This window comes from Mesorhizobium sp. WSM4833, assembly GCF_055811095.1.
In genome coordinates, this window is the sequence record NZ_JBVVQG010000001.1 from 206,432 (window position 1) to 224,381 (window position 17,950).

The window sequence follows — 17,950 nt, forward strand, 5'->3', positions numbered from 1 at the left end:
AATGCTTCAGAGGAAGAGAGGTGGCGAATAGCCGATGCGGGCGCACAGCCGCAAAAGCTCGGCGCGCAGCGTGCGCGGTGACGGCGTCACCGCGACCCGCAATGCGCGAGCCTCAAATGCGTCAATCAACATCCTGACGAGAGCCATGGAAGCCACCTTAGAGCAAAGGCTGCTCGAGGAGAACCACCCTTTGCTTGGCCCATAACTGAATGACTCTAGGCCTTGGCTGTCAGCGCCCTTTGCAGGAAGACATATTTCATCGCCGTCTGCGCCGCCTGCGTCCGGCGGTCGCCGCGCCCGCCATGGCCGCCCTCGGTCTCCTCGAAGAACAGCGTCCTGGCATGGCCGGCTTCCTGCAGGCGGGCGGCCATCTTGCGCGCATGGCCGGGATGGACCCGATCGTCAGCGGTCGATGTGGTCAGCAGCACAGGCGGATAGGCGGCAGCGGCGTCGACATGCTGGTAGGGCGAGTAGGCTGAAAGCCACTTCGCGTCTTCGGGTTTCGACGGATCGCCATATTCGGCCATCCACGAGGCGCCAGGCGGCAATTCGGCGTAACGCAGCATGTCGAGCAGCGGCACCTCGATGATGACGGCGCCGAAAAGCTCAGGATGCTGCGTCAAGGAAACGCCGGTCAGCAAGCCGCCATTCGAACCACCCTGGATGCCGAGCGAGCTTGCTGTCGCGATGCCGCGCTTGACGACGTCCTGCGCGACCGCTGCGAAATCGTCGAATCCGTTTTGGCGATTGCCCTTGAGCGCCGCTTGATGCCAGGCCGGGCCGAACTCGCCGCCGCCGCGGATGCATGCCTGCACATAGGCATTGCCTTTCTCCAGCCACAGCTTACCACGCACGCCGGCATAGCCGGGCAGCAGCGGCACTTCGAAGCCGCCATAGCCGTAAAGCAGCGTCGGCACCGGACCTTTCTGGTCGCGCCGCCTGACGACGAAATAGGGGATCATCGTGCCGTCCTTGGAGCGCGCCTCGAACTGTTCCGAGATGAGCGGCGAGGCATCGAAACGCGCCGGCTGCGACTTCACGGTGGCGAGCGTCTCGCCATTGTCGTCGGACCAGATGATCAAACTCGGGGTCAGGAAATCGGTGAAGGAGAAGGACACGCTCGAGCCGAACTGCTCGGCATGACTGATGCCGACATTGCCATTTTCGGGCAGCGCCACCGGTTTCAGCGACCAGTTGCCATCCATGCGCTCGCAGACGACGACTTTGCCGCGCACATTGTCCATCAGGCTGACGAACAACCGGTCCCGCGTGCGGGCAATGCCGGCTATGGAAACGCGATATGCCGGCTCGAACAAGGTTTCGACAGGCCCGATCGCGCCGGTTGCGACCCAATGTGCAATATCGACCGAATAAAGACCGTCGGGCTTGCAAACCGTGTCGTCGGGCGCCGTCCATGCACTGCGCACGCCGAACACGAGCTGATCCCTGAATATTGCCGTATCGGTCATGTCGTCCGGTAGCGGCAGCTGTTTGTTTTCGCCGGAAGGCAGCCGAAGGAAGATGTGCGAAGCGAAGAAATTCAGCGTTCGAGCCAGGACCAGATAGCGTCTGTCACCGTCGTACTCGACAGCGGCACCAACGGCGAGATCCTCTTTCTGCGCCTCGAAGATCGGCGTCGCGTCTTCCAGCTTGGTATCGCGCTTCCACAGCTTTATGACTCGCGGATAGCCGGACTCGGTCTTGTCGGCCTCGTCGAAAGCGGCCGAAACAATCACGGTGTCCTTATCCAGCCAGCTGAAACCCGACTTGGAAGCGGGTGCACGAAACCCACCCTCGACAAACGACTTGGTCGCGATGTCGAATTCGCGCATCTCGCTGGCGTCGCCGCCATCCGGCGACATACTCACCAGGCAACGGTTGAAGTCCGGATAGAGTCGGCTTGCGCCGCCAAAAACCCATTTTATCCCCTCCTTCGCCGCAAGCTGGTCGAAGTCGATGATCGTTTCCCAGTCGGGCTTCTCGGTCTTGTAGGAAGCGACCGACGTGCGGCGCCAGAGGCCGAGCACATTGGTCTTGTCCTGCCAGAAATTGTAGACATGGCCGGCTTTTGCCGCGCCGACCGCGATGTTGTCCTCGGCCGTCATCAGGTCGAGCGCGGTCTGGAACGACGCCTGATAGGACGGATCGCCCTGCAATTCGCCAACCGTGATCTCGTTCTGGCGATGTACCCAGTCCAATGACTGCTTGGCCGTCCTGTCCTCCAGCCAGAGAAAGGGATCGTCGGTCGTGGGGGCGGAATTCGGCGTCTGGGTGGCAGGCTTGGTCATGAGGTCTCCGATAAACGCGTTGCTTTGAAAAAGCCAACGCCGACAGGCCGTCGATATTCACCATGTTCAGCGCACAATTGAGGCTTTCCGCCGACCAGCGAGGCTCGCAATGGCCAGCGCCAGGCACAGCAGCCCAAGCGTGATCGGCAGTCCGCCGGCGCCCATAACATCCATGGCGCCCCCCGCCAGCGGCGGCACGGCGATGCCGCCGACGCCCCACATCAAGGAAAAGGCCGCATTGCCGGCGACCAGTGCGGAGCCGGTGAAGCGTTCGCCGAGCTCGATGATCGACATCGTGTAGATGCCGTAGGAAACCGCGCCCCAGACAAAGATCATTGGCCAGATCAGCGGCGACTCGATGAGAAGCGGAAGCAGGACGCAGCCGAGCACCGTGATCGCGACGCAGGCAAGCCGCACCAGGCGCGCGGAAAGCCTTTCCGCCAAAAGGCCGAGCGGCACCTGCATGGCGATGTTGCCGGCGATCATCACCGACAGCAGCGCCGACATGCGGGTTTCGGTGATGCCGTGATGGGTGCCATAGACCGGCAGCAACGCCAACGCACCCTGTTCGAAGCCGGCGGCGACTATGACGGCGAACAAAAGCAGCCACGCCAGCGGCACGAAACCCAGGACGGAAACCTGGTGCCCGGCCTCGTCGACCTTGGGCAAACGCGGCAGCACCGAGGCCAGGCAAATGCCACACAGCACGAAGGCGAAAATGCCGACGAGGAAGGGCGGCCAGCCCTCAGTGCCGACTGCAAGCAGGCACAGTGGCCCGGTCGCGAAACCGGCCGAGATGATCGTCGAATAGACACCCATGACGCGGCCGCGTCGGGCCGGCGGTGCCAGCGCGATCACCCAGATCTCGCTCAGCACATAGAGCGGATTGGTCACGACGCCGATCAGGAAGCGCAGGGGAAACCACAAATAGACATTTTGCGTCCAGCCGATCAGCGCCAGCACGACAGCCGAAAGGGCCGCACAGGTGAGCGCGGTGCGCCCTGCCCCGAATCGGCGGGCCAGCGCCGGGATCAACGGCGATGACAGAATGAAGCCAATCGGCGTCATGGCCGCCGACAAGCCGATCATCGCTGGCGAAACGCCCTGGCGCTGCAGGATGAAACTCAGCAGCGGATAGGACAACCCTTGCGCGATGGCGAACACCGAGACGGTCGCGATCACACCGGTGATCGCCGCCCATTGCATCGTCTCGTCCTTGTTCGATTCAACCAAATTCATGTACGCACCGCTGTCGGGCTGCAGGATTAGCGATTGAGTTGCGCAGAGGTAAGCCCCTGGCGGGCGAAAACTGCTTGCTCCAGACAGTGCCTGTCAGGAGGTTGGGCTTATCAGGAAGCTCGGCGCATGGATGAGCGGTACAGCGCGAACATCACCAGCACCGCGTCGAGAGCGGCAATAACCACCGGCAGCCCAAGTGGGCCGATGCCTTGCATGAGCAGGCCCGCACCAGGAGGGCCGACGATGCCACCAACGCCCCACATCAGCGCAAAGGCAGCGTTGCCGGCGACCAGCACAGAGCCCTTGAACCGGCTGCCGAGTTCGACCAATGCCATGGTGTAGACGCCGTAACCGACCGCGCCCATCACCAGCAGCACCACCCAGATCAACGGCGTTGTGATCAGCAGAGGCAGCAAAAGCGCGCAAACGGTTGTTGCCAGTGCGCAGACGATGATCATGGCGCGGCCGCCAAAACGCTCCGCCAGAAGGCCGAGTGGTATCTGCAGCAGGATGTTGCCGAGGGAAAGCGCCATCACCAGCGAGGCCAGAACGGCTTCCGCCAGGCCATAGCTGGCGCCGAAGACCGGGACCAGCGCATAGGTGCTCTGCTGGACCGCCGCCGAGACAAGCACGGCAAGCAGCAGCGCCGGCGCCATTTTGGCAAACCCGACAAGGCCGCTGGCAGGCTGGCCGTCATCCTCGAAGCCGGTGAGCTTTGACGAGACGGCGTGCAGGATCACCGCGCAGAGCGCGAAGCCGGCGACGCCGACCATGAAAGGCGCCCAGCCCGACGTACCGAGCAGGGTCAGCGCGAATGGTCCGGCGGCATAACCGGCGCCCATCAGCGTGTTGAACACGCCCATCACCCGGCCGCGCCGCGACGGCGGTGCCAGCGACAGCGCCCACACCTCGCCAAGGATATAAAGCGGATTGATGACCACGCCGATGATGAAGCGGATGACGAACCACGCCACCCAGTCCTGCAGATAGCCGATGCCCACGAAGCAGAGCGCGCCGATCAGCGAGCAGCCGACCGCCAGGTTGCGCCCGCCGACCAGCCGCACCGCCGCCGGCACGAAGGAAGCCGACAGGATCAGCCCGAGCGGCATCATCGCCGCCGACAGGCCGATCAGCGCCGGCGACATGCCTTGCTTCTGCATCAGCAATGTGAACAGCGGCGAGCTCAGCCCTTGCGCGGCGCCAAACATGGCAAGTGCCGCGGTGACGCCGGCAAGCGCTGCCCATTGCGTTCCTGCTTCGCCTTCGCTCGAGCCGGTCGCGACCATGCTGCCATCCAGATGAACTGCTGGCCATCAGGCCGGCAAGCCAAGTAGCTATCGGTTCGATCCCCGGAAGGAAAGGGCCGGCCACCGAAATCCGCTTGCTCCAACGCGGCAACCTGATCAAGCCGATGTCGCGGCCGGGCACCTGCCGTTCCGGCATGTCGCTTCCCTCGCCCTAGTGGTCGTCGCCTCCGCAATGGCCGGACAGCCGCCGGTCCATTATGCCGCCCGCTATCGCATCCCACGAGGACCATCATGACCGCCGCCCTACAACCCTCAGAACCGGCATTGGCCACCGACCGCGCCCGTCGCGGCGGCCGCGCTGGAAAGCGCGCCGGCGGCTCGGCCGCGTTCGAGCAGCCGGCTTTTCGCCAGTTGAAGAACCCGCTGGCGCCAACCAGGCTGGTGTCCGACGACGAGCTGGAATCGATTCACCTCGCTTCCCTGCGCGTGCTGCGGGAAATCGGCGTCGACGTGCTGCATGATGAGGCCCGCAGCATCATGAAGGCGCATGGCGCCGACGTGCGTGACGGCTCAGAGCGGGTGCGCTTCGACAGCGACATGATCCTCGACCTGGTGTCGCACTGCCCGTCGGAATTCACCATCCATGCCCGCAATCCTGCGCACAATGTGCGCTTTGGCGGCAACAATGTGATCGTCTCGATGATGGCGTCGGCGCCCAATTGCTCCGACATCGATCGCGGCCGCCGGCCCGGCAACCAGCAGGACTACCGCAACTTCCTCAAGCTCGCGCAGATGCACAACATTCTGAACTGCACGGGCGGCTACCCGGTCGAGCCGACCGATATCCATCCATCCGTCCGCCATCTCGAATGCATCCGCGATCTCAGCGTGCTCACCGACAAGGTGTTCCACATCTATTCGCTCGGCAAGGAGCGCAATGTCGACGGCATCGAGATCGCCAGGATCGCGCGCGGCATCAGCCACGAGCAGATGCTCGAAGAGCCGTCCGTCTTCACCATCATCAACACCAATTCGCCGCTGAAACTCGATGTGCCGATGATGGAAGGCATCATCCAGATGTCGAGCAAGGGCCAGGTCGTCGTCGTGACGCCGTTTACCCTGTCGGGTGCGATGGCGCCTGTCACCATCGCCGGCGCACTGGTGCAGCAGAACGCGGAGGCGCTTGCCGGCATCGCCTTCGCCCAGATGGTGCGCAAGGGCGCCCCCGTCGGATATGGCGGCTTCACCTCCAATGTCGACATGAAGTCCGGTTCACCGGCGTTCGGCACGCCGGAATACATGAAGGCGCAGCTCGTCGGCGGCCAGCTTGCCCGCCGCTACAATATCCCCTACCGCACCTCCAACACCTGCGCCGCCAACACGGTCGACGCGCAGGCGGCTTATGAAAGCGTATTCTCGCTGTGGGGTGCCATCCAGGGCGGCGGCAACCTGATGATGCATGCCGCCGGCTGGCTCGAGGGCGGCCTGCGCTGCTCCTACGAGAAGACCATCCTGGACATCGACCTGCTGCAGATGGTGGCCGAATTCCTGACCCCGCTCGACCTTTCCGAAGAGGCACTCGGCTTCGACGCCATCCAGTCGGTCGGCCCGGGCGGCCATTTCTTCGGCACCCAGCACACGCAGGACCGCTACAAGACCGCCTTCTACTCGCCGATCCTCTCCGACTGGCGCAATTACGAGACCTGGGCGGAAGCCGGCTCGCCGACGGCGCTCGAAAAGGCCAACAAGGTCTGGAAGGAGCGGCTGGCGTCCTATGAGGAGCCCTTCATGGACCCGGCCGTCCGCGAGGAACTCAACGCCTTCGTCGCCAAGCGCCGGTCCGAAGGCGGCGCGCCGACCGATTTTTGATCGACAGTATTGTTGATGAACGGTCGACCCCCACTCCGTCGAGCTGCGCTCGACACCTCTCCCCCGATCGACGGGGGAGAGGAAAGGCGCGAGCTTATGCACGCTGGCACCCTTCCTCTCCCTCCGGAGGGGGGAGAGGTGGCGTCGCGAAGCGGCGACGGAGTGGGGGAAGGCGCTCATGAAACCCGTAGCCGTCGCAAAACGGGCACTACCCCGCGAGCCAGAAAACTCAGGCAAGGTGACAACCAGGCCGAAGCGCTGCTTTGGCTTGAGTTAAAGGCCCGCAAGCTTGGCGGCTACAAGTTCACGCGACAGTTCTCTATCGGACCATACTACGCGGACTTCGCTTGCCGCGAAAATTGGCTTGTCGTGGAAGTCGACGGACACCAACACGCCGGCAGCTCATATGACCGCCGCCGCGACGATTTCATGCGTGCCCAGGGCTATTCGATCCTGCGTGTTTGGAACCATGACGTCCTGAAACATCGTACTCCGGCCTGTGAAACCATCCTCGCCGCGCTTGATGGCAGCCTGGCCGAGAACACGGCCGCATCCGATCTCCGCTTTGTTTTCACACCCCGCTCACCCGATTCAATCTCTTCAAACACGGACCTATCCAGATGAAATCTCACGTAAAAGCGGTTGTCATCGGCGGCGGCGTCGTCGGCTGCTCGGTTCTCTACCACCTGGCCAAAGCCGGCTGGACCGACATCATGCTGATCGAGCGCTCTGAACTCACATCCGGCTCGTCCTGGCACGCGGCGGGCGGCTTCCACACGCTGAACGGCGACCCCAACGTCGCCAAGTTGCAGGCCTATACGGTGCAGCTCTACAAGGAGATCGAGGAGATATCCGGCCAGTCCTGCTCGCTGCATTTGACCGGCGGCGTGATGATGGCCGATACGCCCGAGCGCATGGACTTCCTGCGCCTTGCCCACGCCAAGGGCCGCTATCTCGGCATGGACACAGAGCTGATCACCCCTTCCGAAGCCAAGGCGATGTTCCCGCTGATGGACGAGACCAATTTCGTCGGCGCCATGTGGGATCCGGTCGAAGGCCATCTCGACCCGTCCGGCACCACCATCGCCTATTCAAAGGCGGCGAAAAAACTCGGCGCCGAGATCGTGCTGCGCAACCGCGTCGTGGAATTGACGCAGGAGGTCGACGGCACCTGGAATGTCGTCACCGAACAGGGCACGGTGAAAGCCGAGCATGTCGTCAACTGCGGCGGCCTGTGGGCGCGCGAGATCGGCCGCATGGTCGGCGTCGAGCTGCCGGTTCTTGCCATGGAGCACATGTATCTGCTCACCGAGCCGATGCCGGAGGTCGAGGAATTCAACAAGTCGACCGGCCGCGAAATGATCGGCGTGCTCGACTTCAAGGGCGAGATCTACACCCGCCAGGAGCGCAACGGCATCCTGCTCGGCACCTATGAAAAAGCCTGTAAGCCATGGTCGCCGGTCAACACGCCGTGGGATTTCGGCCATGAATTGCTGCCCCCCGACCTCGACCGCATCGCGCCGTCGCTGGAAATCGGCTTCAAGCATTTCCCCGGCATCGAGAAGGCCGGCATCAAGCAGATCATCAACGGCCCCTTCACCTTCGCACTGGACGGCAACCCGCTGGTCGGCCCGGTGCAGGGCCTGACCAATTTCTGGTGCGCCTGCGCCGTGATGGCCGGCTTCAGCCAAGGCGGCGGCGTCGGTCTGGCGCTGTCGAACTGGATGGTGCATGGCGATCCTGGCTTCGATGTCTGGGGCATGGATGTTACACGCTTCGGTGAATGGGCCGGCCTGCGCTACACCAACGCCAAGGTGCGGGAAAACTATTCGCGCCGCTTCTCCATCCGCTTCCCCAATGAGGAACTGCCGGCGGCACGTCCGGCGCAGACGACGCCGCTCTACGACACGATGCTGGCCAACAACGCGGTCATGGGCGACAGCTGGGGCCTCGAAACCCCGCTCTGGTTCGCACCTGAAGGCAAGGAACCCAGGGATATCGTCTCCTTCCATCGCTCCAACGATTTTGGGCCGATCGGCGAGGAAGTGCGCGCCACGCGTGAGCGCGTCGGCGTCACCGAGATCGCCAATTTTGCCAAATACGAAGTCTCGGGACCCGCGGCCGAGGATTTCCTCAACCGGCTGATGACCAACCGCATGCCGAAGACCCGCCGCATCGTGCTGACGCCGATGCTCAACGAGTTCGGCAAGCTGATCGGCGACTTCACCATCGCCAAGGCGGCAGAAGACCGCTTCATGATCTGGGGCTCTTCGGCGGCGCAGAAATACCACATGCGCTGGTTCGAGAAGCACCTGCCGAAGGACGGAACGGTGCGCATCCACCGCTTCGACCAGACGCTGGTCGGCCTGTCGATCGCCGGGCCGAAATCACGGGACCTGCTGCAGAAACTGGTCGATGTCGACGTCTCGACAAAAGCCTTCCGTTTCATGGATTTCCGCGAGATGGCTGTTGGCGGGGCGCCCTGCATGGTCAACCGCATCACCTACACCGGCGACCTCGGCTATGAAATCTGGATGGCGCCGGCCTACGAACGCCTGGTTTACAAAGCAATCAAGGACGCCGGCGAGGAATTCGGCCTTGTCGATTTCGGCATGCGCGCTCTGCTCTCCATGCGCCTCGAAAAGAACTTTCCGACCTGGTTCCGCGAGTTGCGGCCGATCTATGGACCGTTCGAAGGCGCGATGGACCGCTTCATCAAGCTCGAGAAGAATGACTTCATCGGCCGCGAGGCCGCCGCCAAGAAACAGGCCGAGGGGCCAAAGCTGCGCCGCGTCTCCTTCATCGTCGATGCCGCCGACGCCGATGTCATGGGCGACGAGCCGATCTGGGCCAAGGTCAGCAAGGACTACGGCACGGTGGAAAAGCCGCATGGCTATGGCGCGCCGCGCTTCGACAAGGGCGGCAAGGAAATACGTGGCTCCAAGGCTGCCGAAGGCGCATCCGCCGTGCGCGGCATCGTCGACGGCGACTGGCGCGTGGTCGGCTGGGTCACGTCGGGCGGCTATGCGCATTATGTGCAGAAGTCGATGGCGCAGGGCTATATCCCCGCAGCGCTTGCCGAGGACGAAAGTGCCGGGCTGTTCGAGATCGAGATCCTCGGTCACCGGCGCCCGGCCCGCATCAATGTCGAAGCGCCCTTCGATCCGAGCGGCGAGAAGATGCGGACCTGAGGTTCGACGATGGACAGCGCGGGGCCGAAGGGCAGCTTTGGCCGCCACCGCAAGATCATGCCGTTCGAGCCGGGCTCGATCGAAGCTTTGCGCGACGCCTCCCGCCAGAAGGCGGGTTCGCTCAACCAGCATGTGCTGGGCTATGGCCCGCAGGCCGAGGCTGAGTGGGCGGCGGCAGGCATTGCCGCGCCCGACCTGGCGGCGATGCGAAAATACCGGCTGGAGCGTATCCGCGCCGAGCTGAAGCGGCGCGGCTATGCCGGCGCCCTGCTCTACGACCCCGTCAACATCCGCTACGCCACCGACAGCACCAACATGCAGCTTTGGGTGGCGCACAATCCGACGCGGCATTGCTTTGTCGCCACTGAAGGCCCGGTGGTGCTGTTCGATTATTTTTCCTGCGAGCACCTGTCCGACCATTCCGGCGTCGTCAACGAGGTGCGGCCGGCGGTGTCGTGGATGTATCTCTATGGCGGTGAGTTGACCGAGCAAAAGGTCCGCCGTTGGGCCGCCGGAATAGCCGATTTGGTCAGGGAACATGGTAGCGGCAACAGCCGCATCGCTGTCGACCACATCAATCCCGAAGGCGTCGAGGAACTGGCTCGCCTCGGCATTTCCATCGGCAATGGCGAAGCAGTGATGGAGAACGCGCGGCTGATCAAATCGCCGGACGAAATCCTCGCCATGCGCCGGGCGATTGTCGCTTGCGAAGCGGCGATGGGCGAGATGGAACAGGCGCTGAAGCCGGGCATTTCCGAGAATGAGCTATGGGCGGAATTGCATCGTGGCAACATCGCGCGCGGCGGCGAGTGGATCGAGACGCGACTGCTGACGTCAGGCCCGCGCACCAATCCGTGGTTCCAGGAATGCTCTTCGCGAAAGATCGAGGCTGGCGATCTCGTCGCCTTCGACACCGACCTGATCGGCCCCTACGGCTTCTGCGCCGACCTGTCGCGCACCTGGCTGTGCGGCGATGCAAACCCGTCGAATGAACAGCGCGCCCTGTTCCGCATCGCCGCCGACCAGATCGAACACAACACGGCTCTGATGCAGCCAGGCATCTCGTTTCGCGACCTCGTCGAAGCCTCGGCGGTGCCGCCGGGTGACTGCTTCCCGACGCGCTACGGCGTGCTCTATCACGGCGTCGGTCTGGCCGATGAATACCCGACCTTGCCGCATGCCAGCGACTGGACATCGGACACGCCGGACGGCGTGCTGGAACCTGGCATGGTGCTGTGCGTGGAAAGCTATATCGGCCGGCTTGGCGGGCGCGAAGGCGTCAAGCTCGAAGAGCAGATCCTGATCACCGAGACCGGCAACGAACAGCTCTCAACCTACCCGCTCGATACGAGGCTGCTCGGATAGTCCGGCAAGCGCTTCTCGCATTGCCCTGACTGTCTTTTCCGGTGTTGCCCTCGCCGTGATGAACGGCAGGCCTTTGCGCCGTCCGGTCCAGCCGACGATCGCGACTTTCCGCGCTGCTGGCTCGAAGCGCTGCGCCAGCGCCCAGCTTTCGCAGTCGATCGCTGCAACATCGGCCCAGCCCTCGGCAATGGCGACGATTGAAGCGCGGTGACCGCCGCTCTCGCTACGCGACGAAAAGATGTCCAAGCCTTCGCCGGCCGCTTGCAGGTCGCGCGTCAGCGCAATGATGCCCGACATGGAATCGAGGCTGTTGAAGGTGAAGCGCTTGCCGCGGATCAGATCGAGCGGGATGAGAGCGCTGCCATCCGCAGGCGATCGAACTTCCGGTCCCTCGCCTATCCGCATCACCAGAGCGCTCGAATAGAGCTCGCCCTGCCCGCCTTCATAGGCGTCATAGCTCGGCTGGCCGACCACCTGCACATGCCTGGACAGGCCAAGTTCCATCGGCCCCCAGCAGGTCTGCGCGAACAGCAGCAACGGATGCAGCCACAATCTATGGAAATCGAGTTCATCCGGCGGCAATGTCGCGGGATCGGGTGCGATCAATGCACCGGCAGCATCGCGAATTCCGCCCGGCACCGGCGGCAGGTCGCCATTGCGCCGCACGATGGCTTCCGGCGCGTCGATCCCCTTTTGCCGAAACGCATCGCGCAGCAGCACCCATTGCGCGTCGACCTCATCGCGCACTTCGGGCCAATCATACATCGGCAACGCCGCAACCAATTCACTCATGCCGATATCAAATCATCATGTCTGGAAAAAGGATCGCGAAAACGCGGCGTCCAATCAGAATTGGCCGACACGGATTCCCGGGTAGGCCGGAATTATTCCTTGGGCGGCTCGGCGGGAACCGGCGCACTGCCGAGCCCGCTGATGCTGCGCGCCCTGATGCGCGGCTTGAAGGCCCTGCCCGGCTCAGGCGCACGCCGCAGCACCGGGTGCACGATCGGCTCTTTCGCCTTGAACGCATAGGCTTTGACCAGCGCGAAATAATTCGGATAGGCATAGCCATTGTTCATCCGCAGCCATTCCTCACGGCGGTCGCGAAACAGCTTGGGCAGCTTGTACCAGGCCACGGTCGGGGTCTTGTGATGGACGAAATGCAGATTGTTGTTGAGGAACAGGAACGACAGCGGCGAGCGCTCGACGATCACCGTGCGGCCTTCCGGATGTTCCGACCATTGATGCTCGGCGAACGTACGGATCGAGATCAGCGACTGGCCGAGCCAGACCGGCACCAGAATGTAAAGCCACAGCGGGATGCCGAAGCCGAACTGAACGATCGGCAGCACGACGGCCAGGCCGATCGCATGCAGCAGCCAGGCCTTGCGGATCGGCTTGTCGCCGGCGATCACCTGCTTGGCATCGTCGATGAAGAAGCCGACGCAGGACAGCCACGGGCCGAGCACGAAGCGGCCTGCCATGGTGTTGTTGATCTTGAGCAGGAATTTCATCGTCGGCGGCAGCTCGTCATGCTGCCAGAGCGCCTGATAATAGCTTTCCGGGTCATCGAGCGGGTCGGTCAGCCGCTCGTCGGCGTGGTGACGCAGATGAATGGTCTTGAAGCGGCGGAACGGCCAGACCAGACCGATCGGCAGAAACACGAAGGCTTCGTTGACCCGCGCGTTGCGCGTCGGATGCCCGTGCAGCACTTCGTGCATGATCGACGACTGCAATGCGGCGGTGAAGGCGAGGACGGCGAGCGCCAGGACGGGATAGGAAGGCCAGAGCAGGAAACCGGTGGCGAGCCATGTCGCGTAGCAGAAGAAGGCGAGTACCACGGTTGGCCACTCAATGGCCCGTACGCTGTGTCGCCTGATGCTCTTGCTCGTCATGCTATCGACCACTGCCCCTCAGTCGCCGGAATCCCAATTGATTCCTGACAGCATTGTGTCAGGAGAAATGATTCCACTCAACGAGACAAAGTGCACAAACTGTTGCGATTGCGCATTTTTGACCGCACATGTTATACATTGTAAACATACTTAGGGATTCATTTACGCCTAACGCCACCCTCGGAGCGGTTCCGGCGCAAATTTTTCCTCAATCCAGGTGGAGCACGGACATGGACAAGCGCGATCTGTCGACGATCTTCCGCGAGCGACTGAAAATGCTCTTGACACGCTCCGACCTGAACCAGTCGGCCTTCGCAACCGCGGTCGGCATCGACCGCTCGGCGCTGTCGCAACTGCTGTCGGGCGCCTCGACGCGCCTGCCCCGCGCCGAAACACTGCTCAACATCGCCGCCGAGTTCAAGGTGTCGCTCGATTGGCTCCTCGGCCTCAGCCAGGACGAAGGTCTCACCGGCGAAATCCGCGAAAGCCTGGAGATCGAAGAGGCACCGGATGGTTTCGACCGCACGCTGTTGGCCAAATGGCATGCCGAGGCGGCAGGCACCAAGATCCGCTACGTGCCTGCCGGCATTCCCGATCTTCTGCGCACCGAAGCGCTGGTCGACTACGAAGCCGGCATCGCCAACAAGAGCCGCCTGGCGCAGGCCGGCGAAACGCAATACCGCATCGACTACAACAGGCGGCCTGAGACCGACATGGAAGTCTGCATGCCGCGCCACACGCTGGAGATATTTGCCCGCGGGCTGGGTGTCTGGGACCGTTTCCCCGAAGCCGACCGGCGCGCCCAGCTGCTGCACATGGCGACGCTGCTCGACGACCTCTACCCGACCTTCCGGCTGTTTCTCTATGACGGGCGGATGCGCTATTCGATCCCCTACACCATCTTCGGACCCTATCGCGCCGCCATCTATGTCGGCGACATGTATCTGGTGCTCAACGCCACTCAGCCGATCCAGACGCTGATCCAGCACTTCGACAATCTGATCCGGGCCGCCGACATCAATGCGCACGAGGCGTCCGGCTTCGCGCACAGACTGGCCGGCATGTCGTTCCCAACAGGCACTGTCTGATCTTCGGCAACAATGATCCTTCGGACGGAAACCGGCCTCCGCGTTGGTGGCCGCGTTGCCGCCATTCCATTGACTACACATAAAGACTTCTTTATATCCTTATTTCGACTTCGAAACATGAAAGCCAATCCGATGACGACCACCAACCCGATCGATGCTCTGCTGGCCGAAAAGGGCGTGCTGCTGGCCGATGGCGCCACCGGCACAAACCTGTTCGCCATGGGGCTGGAAGCCGGCGAGGCGCCCGAGCTGCTCAACGAGACGGCGCCCGACACCATCACCAGCCTGCATCAGAATTTCGTCGATGCCGGGGCCGACATCATCCTCACCAACTCGTTCGGCGGCACCCGCCACCGGCTGAAGCTGCATCATGCGCAGGACCGTGTGCATGCGCTGAACAAGCGCGCCGCCGAGATCGCCCGTGCTGTCGCCGACAAGGCCGGCCGCAAGGTGATCGTCGCCGGTTCGGTCGGCCCGACCGGCGAATTGCTGGTGCCGCTCGGCGCCATGACCTATGACGAGGCGGTCGACGCCTTCGCCGAGCAGATCGAGGGTCTCAAGGAAGGCGGCGCCGAAGTCGCCTGGATCGAGACGATGTCTGCTCCCGACGAGATCCGCGCCGCCGCCGAGGCTGCCATCCGCGTCGGCCTGCCTTACACCTATACCGGTTCCTTCGACACCGCCGGCCGCACCATGATGGGCCTGCTACCCAGGGATATCCACGGCGTCACCGACGGGCTGTCGCAGGCGCCGCTTGGCGTCGGCGCCAATTGCGGCGTCGGCGCGTCCGACATCCTGGCCTCGCTGCTCGACATGACCGAGGCGAAGCCGGAGGCAACGGTGATCGTCAAGGGCAATTGCGGCATTCCCGAATTCCGCGGCACCGAAATCCATTATTCCGGCACACCCGAACTGATGGCCGACTATGTCAGGCTCGCCGTCGATGGCGGCGCCAAAATTATCGGCGGCTGCTGCGGCACCTCGTTCCAGCACCTTGCCGCCATGCGCAAGGCGCTCGACGCGCACACCAAGGCGGATCGTCCGACGGTTGCCGCGATCGTCGAGCGCATCGGTCCGATGCGCAACAAGGTGGCGACGGAAAATACCGCCGAGACCAGCGAAGCCCGCCGCGAGCGCCGCCGCAGCCGGGCCTGAGCTTATCGGTTTCGATTATTCGCTATTGTCGGCGTAGCTCGACTGCGCCGACTTGAAGTCGACCACATTGTCGCTGTGCATCGTCATCAGCGCGCCGGATGAAACCGGATCGGTTATCTGCTCCAGCATGATGCGGAAGCGGTCATTGGTCAGCGCCGACATGGCGGTGTGGCGCGCCTGCGCGACATCGTCACTGATACGCCTGGATTCCGATGATGGGGCCGATGAAACCGCCGAAGCATCTCGTGCCGGCGGTGTCGAGTTGGCGATAGTCCTGATCTGCAATTTCGGCTCCCTCAAGCCCGGTACACCTGTCCTGCGTAACAAGCAGGGGGTTGCGATCCGCTACCGGAAATGCCGCGCAATTTAACGACCTGGAGATTCTCCGAAAAAAGGCCGGCAAGGGAATGAATCCCTCGCCGGCATGCCTCACCCGCCCGCGGTCGGTTTCCCCTGTCAGAACGATCCCATCTGAAAGAAACCGGCCGTCATCACCACTACCGATTACCGCCCAGCGCCGAGGCAAGGCGCACAAGCGAGAGGAACTCGGACCTGTACCCAAACGGGTCGGCTCCTCGAGCGGCAGTGGCGATCTCCATGATCTTGTCGTAACCGAACTTCGCGGTCGCATCCTCGTCGCGCAGCTTCTGGCCGAAGGCGGCGACCGCGACGGAGAAGCGCTGGTCGGTGCTGGCCTGGTCGAAAGACGAGATCTCGTTGGCCGAGGTCACCGGCGTGGCGATCAGCTTCGAGACGTCTTCATTCGGCAGCTTGTAGCGGATCTTGACGAAGGCATATTCGTCCGCATTGGCAACGCCGCCATTGTCCACCGACGCCTGGCCATAACGCAGCGCGTCGATCTGTTCGCCGCCGCTGCCCTTTGGCGTGATTTCATAGATCGCGGTGACGGAATGGCCCGAGCCGACATCGCCGGCATCGACGCGGTCATTGTTGAAATCCTCGCGGTTCAAGGCGCGGGTCTCGTAGCCGATCAGGCGATATTCCGAGACCTTGTTCGGATTGAACTCGACCTGGATCTTGACGTCCTTGGCGATGGTGAACAGCGTCGACGATGCATCTTCGACCAGCACCTTCTCGGCTTCGGCCAGCGTGTCGATATAGGCGGCGGTGCCGTTGCCGTTCTGGGCGATGGTCTGCATCATCTGGTCGTTCAGATTGCCGCGGCCGAAGCCGAACACCGACAGGAAGACACCGGTCTTGCGCTCTTTTTCGATCAGCCGCTTCAGATCGTCGTCGTCGCTCTGGCCGACATTGAAGTCGCCGTCGGTGGCGAGCATCACCCGGTTGACGCCGTCCTTGACGAAGGATTTCTGCGCCAGCCTGTAGGCTTCCTTGATGCCCGCCTCGCCGGCCGTGCTGCCGCCGGGCGTCAGATTGTCGATGGCACTGAGGATCTTGTCCTTTTGGGACGCCTTGGTCGGCTCCAGGACCGTGCCGGCGTCACCCGCATAGGTTACGATCGAGATGGTGTCGTCGGCCTTCAGCTTGCTGACCAGCAGCCGAAAAGCCGATTTGAGCAGCGGCAGCTTGTCCGGCTCGTCCATCGAGCCCGAGACATCGATCAGGAAGACCAGATTGGCCTTCGGCTGCTCGGTCGGCTTGACGTCAAAACCCTTGATGGCGACATGCATCAGCCTGGTATGCGTGTTCCACGGCGTCGGCATGACGCTGACGGTCGAGTTGAATGGTGTCGATGCCGACTCCGGACCCTTCCAGTCATAGGGGAAGTAGTTGATCATCTCCTCGACGCGAACAGTATCGACCTGCGGCAGGGTGCCCTGCTTCAGCGAGCTGCGCACGAAGGAATAGGAGGCTGTGTCGACGTCGATCGAGAAGGTCGAGACCGGATCCTCGAGTGCCGCATGCACCGGATTGGTCTTGAAATCCTCGATGCGGTCGCGGTTTTCCGGTTGCGGCTGCATCTGGTCGGCCGGCAAGGTCGACGGCTGCTGCGGCGCCATCAGCTTGGACTCGGCCGGCATGCGGGCCCGCGACGTGCTGGGCGCACTTACGGCGCCATCCAATGCGAATTCGCCTGTCGGTGCCGGTGGCGCAGGCTCGGCCAGCACACCGCGCTCCAGTGCATTCTGTTGTGCCGCGCCGGAAGCAACGGTCGATTCGGATTTCTGCGGCGAGGCCGGCGCCACAAGCGCATCGGCCGCGTCGCGGCTTTCCACATCGGCGTCGGCCTTCTTGTCTTTCTCCAGCTCGCTGCGAGCCGGCTTCGGCTCGGCGGGCGTCGGCTTCACGGTCGCCGGCTTGTCGGCCAGCGTCTCGGTGATTTTCTCGTCGCCGCCGAATTTCGGCGGCTGTTCCCTCAGCATATGGAAGGTGGCGTATCCGGCGATCGGCAGGGCGACGAGCCCGGCAAGAACCGGCGTGGCAATGAGTTTCTTTTGCATGATCTCGCTCCAGAGCTTTTGTGCTCGCTCTGTGAGACGAAGCCCGCCGGCCGATCCTTGGGTAACGGCAGAAATATTTTCCTGATCGTATGCGCGCAGAGCGGCTTCGAAAGCACGTGCCTTGGCATCCTTGGCGGGCGCCGGCGCTGCTATATCGCGCAGTCTGCTGAGTTCGTTGTCGTCAACCATG

The 17,950-nt window shown here is 63.0% G+C and carries 14 protein-coding genes; 6 read left to right on the plus strand and 8 right to left on the minus strand.

Translation table 11 applies throughout. The features are described 5' to 3' along the window. Nucleotides 1-6 precede the first annotated feature (6 nt). The 4 genes from AC0L2D_RS01070 to AC0L2D_RS01085 form a co-directional block, all read right to left on the minus strand. Nucleotides 7-147, minus strand: coding sequence for a hypothetical protein (locus AC0L2D_RS01070; protein ID WP_063172368.1), 141 nt, complete (start codon nt 145-147; stop codon nt 7-9). A 68-nt stretch (nt 148-215) separates the two neighbouring features. Further along, nucleotides 216-2,288: a prolyl oligopeptidase family serine peptidase gene (locus AC0L2D_RS01075; protein WP_473540147.1), complete on the minus strand. Its 2,073-nt coding sequence runs from the start codon at nt 2,286-2,288 to the stop codon at nt 216-218. Between the two features lie 66 nt (nt 2,289-2,354). Next, nucleotides 2,355-3,527 (minus strand): MFS transporter, encoded by a 1,173-nt coding sequence (locus AC0L2D_RS01080; protein ID WP_024501292.1) that lies wholly within the window; start codon nt 3,525-3,527, stop codon nt 2,355-2,357. A 110-nt stretch (nt 3,528-3,637) separates the two neighbouring features. Next, nucleotides 3,638-4,813, minus strand: a complete 1,176-nt coding sequence (locus tag AC0L2D_RS01085; RefSeq protein ID WP_473540148.1) for an MFS transporter — start codon at nt 4,811-4,813, stop codon at nt 3,638-3,640. A 252-nt stretch (nt 4,814-5,065) separates the two neighbouring features. Between AC0L2D_RS01085 and AC0L2D_RS01090 the strand changes: the two genes are divergently transcribed. From AC0L2D_RS01090 to AC0L2D_RS01105, 4 genes are all read left to right on the plus strand, one after another. Continuing rightward, a complete protein-coding gene (locus AC0L2D_RS01090) occupies nt 5,066-6,643 on the plus strand; it encodes a trimethylamine methyltransferase family protein (RefSeq protein WP_473540149.1) in 1,578 nt (525 codons plus the stop codon). Nucleotides 6,644-6,781: 138 nt separating this feature from the next. Next, nucleotides 6,782-7,267 carry an endonuclease domain-containing protein gene (locus AC0L2D_RS01095; RefSeq protein WP_473540150.1) on the plus strand — a complete coding sequence of 162 codons (486 nt, stop codon included), beginning with the start codon at nt 6,782-6,784 and terminating at the stop codon, nt 7,265-7,267. Beyond that, nucleotides 7,264-9,834, plus strand: coding sequence for a GcvT family protein (locus AC0L2D_RS01100; protein ID WP_473540151.1), 2,571 nt, complete (start codon nt 7,264-7,266; stop codon nt 9,832-9,834). Before AC0L2D_RS01095 ends, AC0L2D_RS01100 begins: the two co-directional genes overlap by 4 nt. A gap of 9 nt (nt 9,835-9,843) precedes the next feature. Continuing rightward, nucleotides 9,844-11,199: a M24 family metallopeptidase gene (locus AC0L2D_RS01105; protein WP_027160491.1), complete on the plus strand. Its 1,356-nt coding sequence runs from the start codon at nt 9,844-9,846 to the stop codon at nt 11,197-11,199. Here the strand turns inward: AC0L2D_RS01105 and AC0L2D_RS01110 are convergent. Together AC0L2D_RS01110 and AC0L2D_RS01115 are read right to left on the minus strand one after the other, a co-directional pair. Next, nucleotides 11,164-11,991 carry a phosphate/phosphite/phosphonate ABC transporter substrate-binding protein gene (locus AC0L2D_RS01110; RefSeq protein ID WP_473540152.1) on the minus strand — a complete coding sequence of 276 codons (828 nt, stop codon included), beginning with the start codon at nt 11,989-11,991 and terminating at the stop codon, nt 11,164-11,166. The two genes, AC0L2D_RS01105 and AC0L2D_RS01110, sit on opposite strands and share 36 nt — an antisense overlap. Before the next feature lie 92 nt (nt 11,992-12,083). Continuing rightward, entirely contained in the window at nt 12,084-13,094 is a 1,011-nt protein-coding gene (locus AC0L2D_RS01115; RefSeq protein ID WP_024501297.1) for a fatty acid desaturase, read from the minus strand. 230 nt (nt 13,095-13,324) lie between these two features. Between AC0L2D_RS01115 and AC0L2D_RS01120 the strand changes: the two genes are divergently transcribed. Both AC0L2D_RS01120 and bmt read left to right on the plus strand, forming a co-directional pair. Then, a complete protein-coding gene (locus tag AC0L2D_RS01120) occupies nt 13,325-14,182 on the plus strand; it encodes a helix-turn-helix domain-containing protein (RefSeq protein WP_013531192.1) in 858 nt (285 codons plus the stop codon). A gap of 132 nt (nt 14,183-14,314) precedes the next feature. Further along, entirely contained in the window at nt 14,315-15,337 is a 1,023-nt protein-coding gene (gene bmt, locus AC0L2D_RS01125; protein ID WP_063173709.1) for a betaine--homocysteine S-methyltransferase, read from the plus strand. A 15-nt stretch (nt 15,338-15,352) separates the two neighbouring features. Here bmt and AC0L2D_RS01130 read toward each other — a convergent pair whose 3' ends face one another. Both AC0L2D_RS01130 and AC0L2D_RS01135 read right to left on the minus strand, forming a co-directional pair. Further along, nucleotides 15,353-15,622, minus strand: a complete 270-nt coding sequence (locus AC0L2D_RS01130; protein WP_024501300.1) for a hypothetical protein — start codon at nt 15,620-15,622, stop codon at nt 15,353-15,355. A 212-nt stretch (nt 15,623-15,834) separates the two neighbouring features. Then, the gene (locus tag AC0L2D_RS01135) at nt 15,835-17,949 is read right to left on the minus strand and encodes a vWA domain-containing protein (RefSeq protein ID WP_473540153.1); all 2,115 of its coding nucleotides are present in this window, start codon (nt 17,947-17,949) and stop codon (nt 15,835-15,837) included. Nucleotide 17,950: the final 1 nt, after the last annotated feature.

Coding starts and splice junctions, on each gene's coding strand:
- AC0L2D_RS01070 (WP_063172368.1), bottom strand. CDS start 147: ATGGCTCTCGTCAGGATGTTGATTGACGCATTTGAGGCTCGCGCATTG.
- AC0L2D_RS01075 (WP_473540147.1), bottom strand. CDS start 2,288: ATGACCAAGCCTGCCACCCAGACGCCGAATTCCGCCCCCACGACCGAC.
- AC0L2D_RS01080 (WP_024501292.1), bottom strand. CDS start 3,527: ATGAATTTGGTTGAATCGAACAAGGACGAGACGATGCAATGGGCGGCG.
- AC0L2D_RS01085 (WP_473540148.1), bottom strand. CDS start 4,813: ATGGTCGCGACCGGCTCGAGCGAAGGCGAAGCAGGAACGCAATGGGCA.
- AC0L2D_RS01090 (WP_473540149.1), top strand. CDS start 5,066: ATGACCGCCGCCCTACAACCCTCAGAACCGGCATTGGCCACCGACCGC.
- AC0L2D_RS01100 (WP_473540151.1), top strand. CDS start 7,264: ATGAAATCTCACGTAAAAGCGGTTGTCATCGGCGGCGGCGTCGTCGGC.
- AC0L2D_RS01105 (WP_027160491.1), top strand. CDS start 9,844: ATGGACAGCGCGGGGCCGAAGGGCAGCTTTGGCCGCCACCGCAAGATC.
- AC0L2D_RS01110 (WP_473540152.1), bottom strand. CDS start 11,991: ATGAGTGAATTGGTTGCGGCGTTGCCGATGTATGATTGGCCCGAAGTG.
- AC0L2D_RS01115 (WP_024501297.1), bottom strand. CDS start 13,094: ATGACGAGCAAGAGCATCAGGCGACACAGCGTACGGGCCATTGAGTGG.
- AC0L2D_RS01120 (WP_013531192.1), top strand. CDS start 13,325: ATGGACAAGCGCGATCTGTCGACGATCTTCCGCGAGCGACTGAAAATG.
- bmt (WP_063173709.1), top strand. CDS start 14,315: ATGACGACCACCAACCCGATCGATGCTCTGCTGGCCGAAAAGGGCGTG.
- AC0L2D_RS01135 (WP_473540153.1), bottom strand. CDS start 17,949: ATGGTTGACGACAACGAACTCAGCAGACTGCGCGATATAGCAGCGCCG.